11 protein-coding genes are annotated in these 13,808 nt (G+C 36.1%); 2 read left to right on the forward strand and 9 right to left on the reverse strand.

The annotated features are described in order from the left end of the window. Positions 1-70 precede the first annotated feature (70 nt). The gene (nirB, locus tag R2Q59_RS07735; protein ID WP_316784936.1) at positions 71-2,593 is read right to left on the reverse strand and encodes a nitrite reductase large subunit NirB; all 2,523 of its coding nucleotides are present in this window, start codon (positions 2,591-2,593) and stop codon (positions 71-73) included. A 262-nt stretch (positions 2,594-2,855) separates the two neighbouring features. Between nirB and cobA the strand changes: the two genes are divergently transcribed. Then, positions 2,856-3,620 (forward strand): uroporphyrinogen-III C-methyltransferase, encoded by a 765-nt coding sequence (gene cobA / locus R2Q59_RS07740; protein WP_316784938.1) that lies wholly within the window; start codon positions 2,856-2,858, stop codon positions 3,618-3,620. Positions 3,621-3,634: 14 nt separating this feature from the next. On the opposite strand, the gene R2Q59_RS07745 is transcribed toward cobA, so the two are convergent. Then, complete coding sequence (locus tag R2Q59_RS07745) at positions 3,635-4,504, reverse strand: sugar phosphate isomerase/epimerase family protein (protein ID WP_316784940.1); 870 nt, start codon at positions 4,502-4,504, stop codon at positions 3,635-3,637. Positions 4,505-5,089: 585 nt separating this feature from the next. Between R2Q59_RS07745 and R2Q59_RS07750 the strand changes: the two genes are divergently transcribed. Then, a complete protein-coding gene (locus R2Q59_RS07750; protein WP_316784941.1) occupies positions 5,090-5,674 on the forward strand; it encodes a DUF4136 domain-containing protein in 585 nt (194 codons plus the stop codon). Between the two features lie 43 nt (positions 5,675-5,717). Here the strand turns inward: R2Q59_RS07750 and R2Q59_RS07755 are convergent, their stop codons facing one another. The 7 genes from R2Q59_RS07755 to R2Q59_RS07785 all read right to left on the reverse strand — a co-directional run bounded on the left by R2Q59_RS07755 (position 5,718) and on the right by R2Q59_RS07785 (position 13,804). Next, on the reverse strand, positions 5,718-6,050 hold the full coding sequence (locus tag R2Q59_RS07755; RefSeq protein WP_316767578.1) for a Dabb family protein: 333 nt from the start codon (positions 6,048-6,050) through the stop codon (positions 5,718-5,720). 108 nt (positions 6,051-6,158) lie between these two features. Continuing rightward, positions 6,159-7,577, reverse strand: a complete 1,419-nt coding sequence (locus tag R2Q59_RS07760; protein ID WP_316784943.1) for an alpha-L-fucosidase — start codon at positions 7,575-7,577, stop codon at positions 6,159-6,161. Positions 7,578-7,767: 190 nt separating this feature from the next. After that, the gene (locus R2Q59_RS07765; RefSeq protein WP_316767580.1) at positions 7,768-8,913 is read right to left on the reverse strand and encodes a TlpA disulfide reductase family protein; all 1,146 of its coding nucleotides are present in this window, start codon (positions 8,911-8,913) and stop codon (positions 7,768-7,770) included. A gap of 139 nt (positions 8,914-9,052) precedes the next feature. Next, on the reverse strand, positions 9,053-9,997 hold the full coding sequence (locus R2Q59_RS07770) for a hypothetical protein (protein WP_316784945.1): 945 nt from the start codon (positions 9,995-9,997) through the stop codon (positions 9,053-9,055). 12 nt (positions 9,998-10,009) lie between these two features. Beyond that, entirely contained in the window at positions 10,010-11,473 is a 1,464-nt protein-coding gene (locus R2Q59_RS07775) for a PKD-like family lipoprotein (RefSeq protein ID WP_316784947.1), read from the reverse strand. A gap of 19 nt (positions 11,474-11,492) precedes the next feature. Then, entirely contained in the window at positions 11,493-12,326 is an 834-nt protein-coding gene (locus R2Q59_RS07780) for a DUF4843 domain-containing protein (protein WP_316784949.1), read from the reverse strand. An 11-nt stretch (positions 12,327-12,337) separates the two neighbouring features. Next, on the reverse strand, positions 12,338-13,804 hold the full coding sequence (locus R2Q59_RS07785) for a RagB/SusD family nutrient uptake outer membrane protein (protein WP_316767587.1): 1,467 nt from the start codon (positions 13,802-13,804) through the stop codon (positions 12,338-12,340). Between the last annotated feature and the right edge of the window lie 4 nt (positions 13,805-13,808).

Genomic DNA, 13,808 nt, shown 5'->3' on the forward strand with positions numbered 1-13,808 from the left:
GTCAATAGTTAATAGCCGTTAACCTTAAAAATACAAGCCATGGGCTATCTACCATCAACCATACACTTGGTTATATTTGGTTAGAAGTATTCCATTCTGCTACGCGTTTCTGTCCACGCATATCAACAAATTCTATAGTTGGGTCTTTCTCTTCTGGTGCATTTACAAAGTGAGAAAATCTTTTTCTGATGGCAGGATTTTCAATGGCTTCCTTCCATTCGCATTTGTATGAATTAACTAAATTTTCCATTTCTTGCTCCCACTGTGCCGCCATTCCTAAACTATCATTGATGATCACATTGCGCAAATAATCAATTCCGCCTTCCATTTTATTTAGCCAAGTTGCTGTTCTAGTTAATGGATCAGCAGTACGGATATAGAACATTAAAAAACGATCGATGTATTTGATGCAAGTATCACTATCTAAATCTGTAGCCAACAGTAAAGCATGTTGCGGTTTGCTACCTCCATTTCCACACACATACAAATTCCACCCTTTTTCTGTTGCAATGATCCCAAAATCCTTGCTTTGGGCTTCGGCACATTCTCTAATACAACCACTAACAGCCGATTTCAATTTATGTGGCGCCCTAATCCCCCTATATCTTTCTTCAATTCTTATGGCATAACTTACACTATCGTGTAAGCCAAACCTGCACCAAGTGCTACCAACGCAACTTTTAACGGTTCTTAAAGCCTTGCCGTAAGCGTGGCCACTTTCAAAACCTGCAGCAATTAGCTCTTCCCAAATAACTGGAAGATCATTAACATGTGCACCAAACAAGTCAATGCGTTGTCCTCCAGTAATTTTGGTATAGAGATTATATTTTTTGGCTACCTCGCCGATGACAATTAATTTATCTGGAGTAATTTCCCCCCCTGGAACTCGAGGAACCACAGAATATGACCCACCTTTTTGTATGTTCGCCAAAAAACGATCATTACTATCTTGAGCAACATCGTTTCCTTTTTTCAAGATCATTTCATTCCACAAACTTGCCAATAACGAAGAGACCAAAGGTTTACAAACCTCACAACCATCATTTTTACCAAATTCGTTTAAAACTTCATCATAACTTTTCAGTTCGTGGATATGAATCAAGTCAAAAAGCTCTTGTCTACTATAATTAAAGTGTTCGCAAATTACATTTTTAACATATTTGCCCTGCGATTTAAAAGTATGTACCATTAAATCCTTAACCATAGGGATACAACCACCGCAACCGGTACCTGCTTTTGTGCATTTTTTAATATCGTCTAGGTTTTCGCAGTTTTGATTAGTTACCGCTCCACAGATATCTCCTTTGCTTACGCCCTCACAACTACAGATTAATGCAGAATCTGGTAAGCCTACAATTCCAGCACCATCAGCTCCATCGCCGCCACTTCTACTACCAAAAATCAATTCTTCTGGGTTTTCTGGTATAACGATTTTGTTATTGACAGTTTGCAACAGCATGTTGTACGCTGTTGCATCACCAATCAATATACCTCCTAAAAGGTGTTGTCCATCATTACTTACATTTATTCGGCTGTAAATTCCTTTATGTTTATTTTCAAAAATGATCGTTCTACAATCTGGTTCATCAATAAAATTATCACCAAAGCTCGCCACATCAATCCCTATCAGCTTAAGTTTGGTACTCATGTCAAAACCGGTAAACTCTTTAGCTCCTTCGCACAAATTAGCAGCTAACACTTCTGCCATTTCATAACCTGGAGCGATTAAGCCGTAGATCATGCCATCATATAAGGCACACTCGCCAATGGCAAATACAGATGGGTCGCTAGTTTGCATTTTCTCGTTCACCAAAATGCCACCTCTCGATCCAACCTCAATACCACAAGCTTTAGCTAATTCATCCCTTGGCTTAATACCTGCCGAAATAACCAACATGTCCACTTCTAGTTTTGTATCATCACTAAACTGCATGGCGGTAATTTTTTCCTCACCTTCTATACTTGTTGTATTTTTATTCAAATGAATTTTTAATCCTAGATCTGCCAATTTAGATTTTAGCATTTCACTACCAGCAGCGTCTATTTGTCTAGGCATTAAACGAGGAGCAAACTCAATAATGTGAGTTTGTTCAATTCCTAAATCTATTAAAGCCTTTGCTGCTTCTAAACCCAATAAACCACCACCTATTACAGCACCGATTTTTGCCTTTTTAGCAAATTCGCTTATTAATTCTAAATCTTCAATGGTACGATAAACAAAAACACCATCTTTCTCTACACCAGGAATAGTTGGCACAAAAGCAGCAGAACCTGTAGCGAACACTAAATAGTCATAAGTATAACTTAAACCATCTGCAGCATACACCATTTTAAAATCGCGGTCTATCTTAACAATCGGATTACTTAAGAAAAGTGTAATATTTTGTTCTTTATACCATGTTGCTGTAGATAAAGAAAGATCTTCTGCTGTTTTACCATTAAAATACTCACTTAAATGAACACGATCATAAGCTCTTCTGCATTCTTCACCAAAAACAATTAAATCAAAAGACTCAGACTTAGATTTTAGCTTTTCGCAGAACTTATATCCCACCATTCCATTTCCAATCACGATAATTTGAGTTTTTTTCATAATTTTTTAGTGTTTTCTTAAAATTAAACAGGCTTTCGCTTAAATATTTTGATTTTTTAATACCAAAATCTAAAAATCTATCATTTTTTTATACAATTTATAATATTTAATATATAAAATTAGCAACTATATGATTTTTGATATCCAAATATAGACTCTAAAATTAATAAAACAATACTTTTTATGATTTTTATCATAAATAATTTAATTTTTAAGATATTTTTTATCATTTTTACGAAATAATACTAGAATATTTAAAATTATGGAAGCAAAAACAAACGATTTTGAAGTATTTATTGTAGGAGGTGGTCCTGGTGACCCAGAATTAATTACAATGAAGGCATATAATGTATTAAAAAGAGCAGATGTTGTTCTTTATGACAACTTAAGTAACAAAGATTTACTAGAGATAGCACCAAAGTCTTGCAAAATGGTCTATGTTGGCAAACAACCTTATGGATGTTATACTCCTCAAGAAGAAATTAATAGACTAATTGTAGCTCACACCAAAACTCATAAAGTTATTGTAAGGCTAAAAGGAGGCGATCCTTATATTTTCGGAAGAGGCTTTGAAGAATTATTATATGCAGAAGAACAGGGTATCAAGGCAACTTACATCCCTGGTATTAGTAGCATGCAAGGCGCTGGTTTCATGGACATACCTTTAACACATAGAGGAATAAGCGAAAGTGTTTGGATGATTACTGGAACAAAAAAAGATGGCAGCCTTTCTAACGACTTAAAATGCGCCATGAAAAGTTCGGCTACAGTAGTTATATATATGGGCATGAAAAAAATGGACGAAATTTCTAGTACTTATATTAAGGGAGGTTTGGGGTCAATGCCAGCGGCGATTATTCAAAATGCAACACTTGCACACCAAAAACAAGTAATTTGCGAAGTAAAAGACCTTTCGGAAGCAGCAACAAGAGAAGGATTAGCCTACCCTGCAATTATAATAATAGGTAATGTGGTAAAAGCTAGAGAGGTAATTTACGAAGCACAGAACCGTTTATTGGCAGTTTAAATGATTAGCTTAATTTACTTACCTAGATACACCTCATTTATTTGAGCAGATAGATATTTAAATGCGGCAGGAATTTCTACCGAAGCGTTTTTAACACTTCCTTCAATAAACAGATAACCTTTATAATTAATTTGTTTTAACGCAGTTAAGTACGGCTTAAAATCATCTCCCTTTACGCCAGGTAACGAACGAGTTTCTTTTTCGGCAACTTCAACAAAGGCAATTACATCTCCAGCCGCAATAATTTCTTTAGGTAATTCCCCTTCACGCATCATGTGAAATATATCGGCATTCAACTTGAAATTTGGATGATTTACTCCCCTCACAATTTCTGCTGCAGATTTTAACGTATTCAAAAAATTGGTTTCTGATGACTGTAAATTCTCTAGCACAACTAGCACTTGGTGTTTTCCCGCTATTTCGCCCAGTTTTTTACATAGTTTAACAAAATCAGATTTCGCTTTATTAACATCATAATCAGTAGGAATACTTCTAGCACCAGAACTTCCCAGCACAATATATTTTACCCCTGCTTTTTTGGCTCTTGAAAGCACTCCTTCTGCATAAGCTAAAACTTTAGCCTCATCTACATTTGGTCCGGCTATCTTAATATCCGCAGGAAAAAACACATTACAGGTTAATACTTTACATTTTGCCGCCTTTATTTTTTTTAGGTTTTCTTTAAACTCTTCATCACTTAATGCAGGGGAAAGCATTTTTTTAACCGACTCGGTAACCACTTTAAAACCGGCAGCATAAACCAAACTATCCTGACTTAAACTACTTGCAATACCCAAAGTTGGGGTTTGTTTTTGAGCAAAAATAGTATTAGTAACTGATAGCAGGCAAAAAAACGATAGCAAACTTAAACGTAGAAATTTCATATTTGGTTATGATTTGTAAAACTTATCCTAAGTCTAATGTACAGATTTATAGCAAAAAACAATCATCTGAAAAGCAAAACTCCTGCTAATATTGAGGCTGCTCCTTCTTTCCGCTACCTGCCTACCGCAGGCAGGAATCTTTTATAAGCTGCGCAAATAAAAGTATATCGCTGCAATAAGGTTTAGAAACAAAGGCAGGTGCTACTATTTAGGGTTGCAAAAGCACAAACCTGCGTTTATTAAACTGGTCCCGATTGCTATCGGGAGAAATGGAAAGCCCACAGGCAAGGAACGAGCCGAGGACTTGTAATGGAAAGCCAGACTACCTTTAAAAATTCTGATGTCTTTGCTTTTCAAAAAATAGTGTTTAGGCATTATTAACCACTGACATTTTTTCCGTTTTAGGTCATTATAGTGAATTGGAAAAAAGAAAGCCACACCTCTTAAGAATAAAGCGATATGTGCTGTCATAACATTGTAAACTGCTGTACATCAACACATCTTTCGGCATTCGCTTTGCGTTTATGAGCTAAAAAAGGAGAATTATGCGATACTACTATCCAACACAAATAAAACACAGCAATCATGAGAAAACAAATTTTCTTAATACTGGCGTTGGCAGTTGGACTGTCGGCCTGTAGCAATTACAACTATTATGCAGTTAGCAACAAAAAACTTTCTGCAAATTACAAAAGCTTTGCTTGGTTACCAGAAAGCAAGTCGAAAGCGTCTAAATTATATAATAACCAAATCGCAACAGATAGAATTGTTGAAGCAACAAGTAATGCGTTGACTAATAAAGGTTATCAGTTAGATAATAAAAATCCTGATATACTGATTAAGTACACAGCAGGTGTAACTACAAAAACTAGAGAATATAATGAACCTGTTTATTATAACCCGCCTGCACGAATTGTACCGAGATTGGGTTACGCAAGAGGCAGTGCATTTTACTACTATTCTTATGTTAATCCCTACCCTGTATATGTAGGCTCTGAAATGAGAACGATCAACGTGAAAGAAGGAAGCGTGATGATCGACTTGATTGACAGAAAATCAGGAAAAGTGATTTGGAGAGGTTGGGCTGAAGGAGAAATTAACAATCCTGAAAAAGCCATCAATGATATTCCGAAAGTGGTGGATAATATCTTCAAAAAACTTTCATCCTAAGTAAAAAAGCGCCTAATAACAGGCGCTTTTTTATTTAGGATTATTATTCGACACAAGAATCATGCACTACTACTTTTTCCCAAAAGTGATTGTACTGATCAATCGCATCTAAATGTATAGGATGAGTTTCATAAATTGAACAATCTGTATGATCTTTAAAGGTGCAGATTAGATTATAGGTAAAGGAATTATCTACTACATCTCTTTGATTAGTATTCGCTGCCCTGCCATACTTTAAGGATTTAAGAACTGGTATCGTTTTCAGCAATTCAAAAAAGCCCGTGAATTCAGTAATTTCCTGCTCTGCTAACTCTTTCTTAAGCCAAAACAACACATAATGAGTTATTTCTTGATCAACTAAATTATTTTTTTTCATACTTAATTATCCTGAGGAATGTTGGGATTACGATTGCAAAATAACATAAAATAACGGTTAGACGACCCTTGTCCTCTTTTATTCTTAATCGTTAAATTGCATAACTAATTAAATCCCCTCGTTAAAAATTCCAAGTTCGGCTATTGATGGCGCAGAAGCAGTTTTATCAAATTTAACCCTCACTTTTTCTGCAAAAACACGAGCAAACCGATGTATATTTATTCTCGAACTAGAAACCTGATGTAGGCCACCCAATAATGGATACCATTTATTGTTACTGAAATATTCTAAAACGTAAGATGATTGTACTGCTTTTCTCCTTGACAATACAACCATATTCAAAGGCACTTTTTTACCCAGTTCTACTTCGAACCAAGCAGAATCAACCTTAGGGTTAGCATGCCAGCTGGTACCAAAATCATCATCCACGGCAAAATCCATGATATCCATATCATTGCTCCAACTAGAATTACATGGACGACCCTTTGCTAGGTTATGAGAAATAATTGGTGCATCTGCCCTAGGGAACTTTGGAAGGGCCAATCCTGGTTTGTACAATTTACCCATTTCCTTCAATGCAGTTAACGCATTCTCATCGATTAATCCATCGCGATTTGGTGCAACATTTAGAATAAAGTTACAATAGACCTGATTATAAGGTAATGCATTTTCATTGATCATTACTGCAGGAGATTTTACAGCAGTTGTAGGAAAAGAAGATTTCCAAAACCAATTGGCTTGCAGTGGCAAACAAGCAAGTGCGGGCAACTTGTTAGTTTCTTTAGAGATATGTTGACCAGCACCTTGCTCATAAGATTTGATATCTGTGTAAAACAAAGCTTCTGCTGGATATTTTGCAGCATTTAAATCCATTACCAAACAATTAGGTTGAATTGATTTGATTAACTTATAGATTTCCTCGAAAGGCACATCGTCATAAGAAATCCTCGACCAAGGTGCATCCCATCCATCTATTACCAATGCAGAAATTTCTCCATAATTGGTTAACAATTCGGTAAGCTGTTCTTTAACCATTTTTATATGGCTAGCATTAATATGTCCAGGCCTTAATTTATGATGTGTATCCAATATGGAATAATAAAGCATTACTTTCAGTCCTTGTTTACGAAAAGAGGTGACGTATTCCTTAACCACATCGCGTTTCAGCGGACTATTCATCACATTATATGTTGTGGTTTTAGTATCCCAAATTGCAAAACCACTATGGTGTTTGGTTGTTAAACATCCGTAACTCATGTTAGCAGATTTGGCAGCCATAGCCCATTGATCTGTATTCAATTGTTTTGGATTGAAAATAGCTGGAGAAGCATCTGGATCTGCCCAATCATCTTCCATATAAGTAGGGATGTTGTAATGGATAAACATACCAAATCCAAGATCTACAAACTGCTGCTGAAGCTCATTTAATGGCATTTTGGCTGTAACACTCTTTTCTTGAGTTTTAGCAACTGTTGAGAGGAGTGCAAGAATTAGAAGTGTAATTGTGGAAATTTTAATGTTTTTCATTTGTGTGTTTAAATTGTGATCGTTTAGAAGTTAGTGTATTATAAATTTATGGATTTAGATTGCTGTTTCTCATTTGTAAGCAAAATGTGGCTACTTTAAATTGGGTTTAACAACTTTATTCTTAAAAATGCGAACCCATCCAGATCCGCATTTAACTTAACTATAACTATTAACTAAAGGTAGATTACGATTATTTCATTAACTCTTCCAACTTTTTATTCAAGCTTTCGCCTCTTAAATCATTAGCAATAATTTTCCCTGTAGCATCTACTAAAAAACTTGCTGGTACAGCCCTTACGCCATACAATCTTCCAACTTCATTGTTCCATCCTTTTAAATCAGATACATGTAACCAAGTTAAACCATCACTTTTAATAGCTTCTAACCACTTGTCTTTCTCGCCATCAAGTGATACCGAAAGAATGGTAAATCCTTTATCCTTATAAAGATTGTATTGTTTTACCAAGTTGGGATTTTCTGAACGACAAGGACCGCACCAACTGGCCCAAAACTCTACCAACACGGTTTTTCCTTTTAAATCGGCTAAAGAAATTGGTTTCCCTGAAGGATCATTTTGAGTAAACATAGGAGCGGCTTGCCCAGCTTTGGTTGAACTAGATGCAGCAATTCTTTGAGCAATTTCTTTTCCAGTATCTGTTGCTTTTAAAGCTGGGTTTAATGCATCGTAAATTGGTTTTACTACTGCTACGTTCACCTTGCTTCCTGCACCTTCAGATAATGCCACAACAGCAAAATAAGAGTTAGGGAAATCTTTTGCGAACTTTAGCATTTTGGTGTTCCTATCGGCCATACTTTTCAAAAAACGAGCATTTACATCAGCCACAATAACAGAATCCCTTTTCTCATCGGCGCTTAAGCTGTTAAACTCATCATTTACGGTTTTCGTTAAATCCATGATGGTTCCACCAATTACTTTATTGTAAGCAATGTATTCGTCATTTATTTTGGAACCAGTAATAGTGGCATTGATTAATGAATCAGGAGAATCCATCACAACTTTATCCTTAGAGAAATAAAAATATATTACATCCTTTTCTACATAGATAGAATAACCTTTTCCTTTTCCAGTTCTGCCAATTGCCATTCTAGAATAGGTAATTCCATCAACGTGACCAGTAATGGTAAAATTTCCATTTACAACAGGTATCGAATCTTGTCGGCTTACACCTGCATCCATATAATCTATGTAAACCGTTGCAGGTTGGTTTAGTGTACCAATTTTACCAGTAATACTAAAATTTTTGGCTTGGTCCTTAGTTTGTGCTGTAGCAAAAATTGGCAACGCAAGCGCTAGCAACAATAGTGTCTTTTTCATATTCTTTATTTTAATTGTATGTAATGTTTTTGGTTAAAATTTGTGCATTGTATTTACCAAAAGATAGAGTTGAATTACAACGGGGATGATGACGCTATAAAACAACTCCTTCATCTTCTGGCGTTTGAGTATTAAATGTTTAATATTTTACGTTTGGAAAATCCTCCTTTGCATTTTTAAGCATGGCTTCCCAAGCAGAGCTCCATCCAAAAGCAAGTTTAGCTTGTTCTTTTAAATCAGCTCCCGCTGCCCCACTCCAGAAATGAATAAACTCTCCCCAATTTAGGTTCCTAGTATACTCCCCATTTTTCTTTGGGAATTCTTTTGCCAGTAATGCGAAATATTTATTTAAAACCGATGCTTCGCCATATTTACTATAAATTGGGTAAAACCAATCTCTAAACCAATAAGTTCCCTTTCTTGGAAAAACATCAGTTGTAGTTTGCATTTGGAGATAAACTTTGTCGGCTTCATCTTTTCTTCCGATATTTCTCAAGACATCGTAATTAAATATCTCCATGAACTTACTATCGCCCCATAACACATCAGACGGTGACCCTTTTACGCCATGGCTAGCACCGCATACAATATGTCCCACCTCATGAATAGGAATACCGATGTCTTGACCGGTTGGAATCTCCCAATCGTGGTCTCCTGCAAGCCCACAATCTATTATGTTTCTAAAATCATGGCTTGCATCCCAATAAGAAGCAGGGTGACCACCGCAGGTAATGCATTTTTCAAATTGAGTGCCTTTATTAAGCACTTCAGATTTATGGAAAATCACATATAGTCTTTTATCGTCGCCAAACTCTCCATAAGTTTTCCTCACGTAAGCCCAAGTATCAGACATTGTTTTATAAGGCCAAGTAATAGTTTTATCCATCTTCCCATCGTAATAAAAAGCTACATTATCATCTTGGTATACTTGTGATACTAAAAGATCATGATTTGGCCAATGCTCTTGAATTTGCTTTGTTGGCTCCTGAACTGTTTTTTCTGTACTTTCTACTTCTTCGGTTTTACCGCATGAGAGTAACACCCCCGCCAACAGTAAGGCGAAGTATTTTTTATCTATTTTCATTGTAATCTCTTGTTAGTTTTTAATTACTTGATCAATTACAGCACCTTGAATACCCGTTTGAGTTTGTAAAATGTTTCCATTTTTACCTACACTTACATCAAGGGTTAAAATTGCGCCTTCATAACCAGCCGTTAGTCTTGTGCCATCTGCACTAAGTTTAAGCATAGTCACTTTTTTACCACTATAGGTCCCTTCGAGCAATATCAGATCTTCGTTAACAGGGTTGTACTTATAAATTTTATCGTTAGCAGAAAAATAGAAAACATTAACAGCAGAACGTTGCCATTTGGTGTCTGCATTTACCAACGAATTGCCTTTAAAAACTCTCTTATAAATAGGGCTTAACGTTCGTGTAGCATAATTTTCCATCGCAATGCGGAAACTTAGTTCTTGAACAATTCCACTCTCATCTTTTATAAAGGCATAAGATGTACCCGAAGATGGCTTCATGTAAATCAATTGTCCTTGTCCTGCACTTCTCGGATTAAAGGAGTTAGGCTGACTGATGGAATTGTCTACTATGTAGTCGCTACCTCGATAAACTCCTCCAGCGTCAAAAGAAACAAAAGAATTATCCTTAGTGTTAAACCCAAAATAAAAGCTTGAGGTTTGTCCTTGGTTGTTTTTCCCGATGATCATGGCATAATATGGTGACAAGAGATAATCTCCATCTGCCGAATTTGCAAACTTGCCATAATCAGGTACAAATGGAGCGGTAGATAGCGTACCACGATAAAGCTTGTCGTTAACAGTTCCGTGGGCAACAATCCCCATTTCTTCAATGCCTTCTATTCGCCCAATGTTTATTGTCTGTGGCGCTTTAAAAAACTGCGTTGAAAAAGGATTTCGGTACAACAAGGTGGCTCCGTCTAAAATGGTGCTTTCCTTTGCAGGATCGTTACACAACACCCATATTTCTTCTTTATTATTGGGTTGGTAAGGAAGTGGTTTTGCATGGTACAGTTGCACTGGATTAGTAGGTAAAACTTTTCCATTTAATCCTTCGTAAAGGTTGTTAATCACACTCTTATCTGGTCTAATAAAAGCAAGCTTGGTTACGCCATTATCAACAGTCAATACAATTGTACCAGCCGTAAATTGTGTTGTACCCTTGATTTTGAAGGGTATGGTATACTTTAAACCATTTCTCTTGTCGGTAACATGCAATTTCGCACGTCTCTCGCCAGTACCCAAGTTGTATAGCATTTTTAAAGGATATCCACTTAAGGTAATTGAACGTAATTCTTCTGCGATTTCGATTTCCCAATTAAAACTCAAGTCTTTAATTGGATCAGCATCAGGGAAAGTTACCTTTGGATTAATAGTTAGCGTATCACCAACAACTGCGTTGATAATGGTATCTTTTAAGTTGTAAATTGTGGGTTCAGATGGCGGATGATAATCATAATTGCCTAAATCCTTTTTACAGGCACCGAACATTAATATGGCTATGATAAATATAAATATTTGTTTCATGGTTGTTTTTTTGATTTGGTTACATTCTGATCTGGTTTCCCTTTTCATCAATAAATACATACTCATTTGCCTGCGCAAAATATTTTAGTCGAAACTTTTTAGATGCAGCGTTAACATTATAAAAATCATAGTCTCCAGTTCCATCTGTTCTTAATTTCAATTCATAACCCCTCGTCGGATTTTGTTTCACCCATTCGAATGGGTATGTCACAAAAAGACGCATGTTTTCTATATAGTATAAAGTTCTTGGGATATCGTAAAAGGCGGTACTAGGACTACTCATGTCGGCGAGTTGTACATTTCCATTTACAATCAGAAAAAACTCATGCTTTACCCTACCGTAGCCCCTTAATTGTCCCCAGTATTTCCACCAAGTTGGTTCTTCTAACCTATTAGAAAAAACAATGCTTTTTGTTCGTTTTGCCGATGGCAGGTCTCCCTTAAAATCAAGACCACCAACAACTCTTAAGGTTAGCGCTACAGAATTATTAGCCAGACCAGTATCTATGTTTTTTAAGATGATTGGCACTTTCACCACACCAGAATCTTTAGGCATAATGTAAAAATCCTTTAACTTTTCATAATGAAAATCACGCACAGCGGATGTTGATCCCTCTACAACAGACATGACAAACTTTCTATCTTTTGCCACTCTATTACCCGCAATTTTAACAGGAACCCATACGGTATCCTTATCTATACTTGGTCGATAAGAAAACGAATAAGTTAAGGTATCAGAGTTTGGATAATTGAGATAAACATTGTCTTCTGATTGATAGGTAAACTCAGTATCTTTTTTGCAACCAACAAACACCGTGATCACAACTATTATTGGTATAATATATTTTTTCATGTCTATGTTGTTTAATTGTTTCTATAAGCAAGTTCATCGTCAGGTATTGGTGACACAAAAACTGCATCGGTGCCAGGCCTAATTTGAGTTGGCGAAATACGAATGGTATGATTAAGCCTTTTCAGCATATAAAAAAACTGGCTCTCTCCATAAAATTCTTTCCTTGCATCTAAAATCAGTAATTCTATTAAACTTGCTTTATCAGTAACTACTACATTATTTGGGATACCTCTTTTATGCCTGAATGTATTAAAATACTCAACTGCTGCTGTCGGATTGGAATCATAACCAGCCTCTGCTGCGATATAATACATTTCGCTTAACCTAATTGCTGGTGCCACCAAAGGGTGCAGGTTTACAATTGGTGTGGTGTTGCTAATGTATTTTTGAAGAAATGAACGTTCTGCTCCACCAGTAGTTAATGTTCCTTTTAAAAACCATTGTGCTAATCGCCAATCATAACCACCTACTCCATTTTTTTCAAAAACATCATCGATACGTGAGCTTGTAGCACTAAATGTTGGATTAGAATTAGCATATAATGCTTCTAGCTTTTTTGCCTGATTAGGAATTGCCCAAGACGAAATAAGTTCTGGGTAAAAAATCCTGTCTTTTTTAGTAACATCTGTGGCCACAAAATCTGCTTCTTTAGTAAAAGGAAATTTGTTCGAATTGATTACCTCAAGTGCATTTGAAAGGCTTTGTGCCAGTTCATTTCTATACAAATATGCCCTTGCTAGTTCGCCGCAGGTAGAATAGTAATTCATCCGCATACGTCTATTCTGTAAAAACAAATCATTGGTGGTTGTTTCTGTAGCGCCAATGGTAGATGGATAACCTACCACATAAGCACTAGATAAAATTGGATCTCCTTTTTTAAGCAATACTTTCGCAGCATTTAAGTCTATGATTACTTTATCAAGAACCTCTGCTACCGTAGAAAACGGAGTGCTTTTTATTTTCACTTCAGTTACGTAAGGAATGGCTTTTGCATTTGGCCTGCTAATGAAAGAAGGTGCGTAAATCCTTAACAAATCGAAGTGTAAGTAAGCACGAAGCGTTAATGTCTCTCCTTTAATAATTTCGTAATTATTACCAGTAAAAAGACCTTTTTTAGAATCTATCGCTTCGAGAATATAATTACAATTTACGATGGCTTGATAAGCAGACGTCCAAACTCTATCATTTCTAGAAATATAGCTTAGGTCTGAATAAGCAAAGTTCGCAATGTTCTGATAAGAGAAATCTATAAAATCATAATTCTGCGCCTTCACCTCCAAATCGCCAAATGTGAGGTATTCACCATACAAATTGCCAGATGAACACAGTGTGTAAACTCCATTTAAAGCTTCCTTAAATCCATCTTCTGTATTAAAGAGAAGATTTTTATCCACTTGCGACTCTGGTTGTACATCTAGAAACTTTTTGCATGATGAGGTAACCATCGCTAAAATAATTAGGTAAAATATTTTTTTCATCGTG

Origin of the sequence: Pedobacter frigiditerrae, assembly GCF_032678705.1 — a bacterium.
Taxonomy (GTDB): Bacteria; Bacteroidota; Bacteroidia; order Sphingobacteriales; family Sphingobacteriaceae; genus Pedobacter; species Pedobacter frigiditerrae_A.

Coding starts and splice junctions, on each gene's coding strand:
- nirB (WP_316784936.1), bottom strand. CDS start 2,593: ATGAAAAAAACTCAAATTATCGTGATTGGAAATGGAATGGTGGGATAT.
- cobA (WP_316784938.1), top strand. CDS start 2,856: ATGGAAGCAAAAACAAACGATTTTGAAGTATTTATTGTAGGAGGTGGT.
- R2Q59_RS07745 (WP_316784940.1), bottom strand. CDS start 4,504: ATGAAATTTCTACGTTTAAGTTTGCTATCGTTTTTTTGCCTGCTATCA.
- R2Q59_RS07750 (WP_316784941.1), top strand. CDS start 5,090: ATGAGAAAACAAATTTTCTTAATACTGGCGTTGGCAGTTGGACTGTCG.
- R2Q59_RS07755 (WP_316767578.1), bottom strand. CDS start 6,050: ATGAAAAAAAATAATTTAGTTGATCAAGAAATAACTCATTATGTGTTG.
- R2Q59_RS07760 (WP_316784943.1), bottom strand. CDS start 7,577: ATGAAAAACATTAAAATTTCCACAATTACACTTCTAATTCTTGCACTC.
- R2Q59_RS07765 (WP_316767580.1), bottom strand. CDS start 8,913: ATGAAAAAGACACTATTGTTGCTAGCGCTTGCGTTGCCAATTTTTGCT.
- R2Q59_RS07770 (WP_316784945.1), bottom strand. CDS start 9,997: ATGAAAATAGATAAAAAATACTTCGCCTTACTGTTGGCGGGGGTGTTA.
- R2Q59_RS07775 (WP_316784947.1), bottom strand. CDS start 11,473: ATGAAACAAATATTTATATTTATCATAGCCATATTAATGTTCGGTGCC.
- R2Q59_RS07780 (WP_316784949.1), bottom strand. CDS start 12,326: ATGAAAAAATATATTATACCAATAATAGTTGTGATCACGGTGTTTGTT.
- R2Q59_RS07785 (WP_316767587.1), bottom strand. CDS start 13,804: ATGAAAAAAATATTTTACCTAATTATTTTAGCGATGGTTACCTCATCA.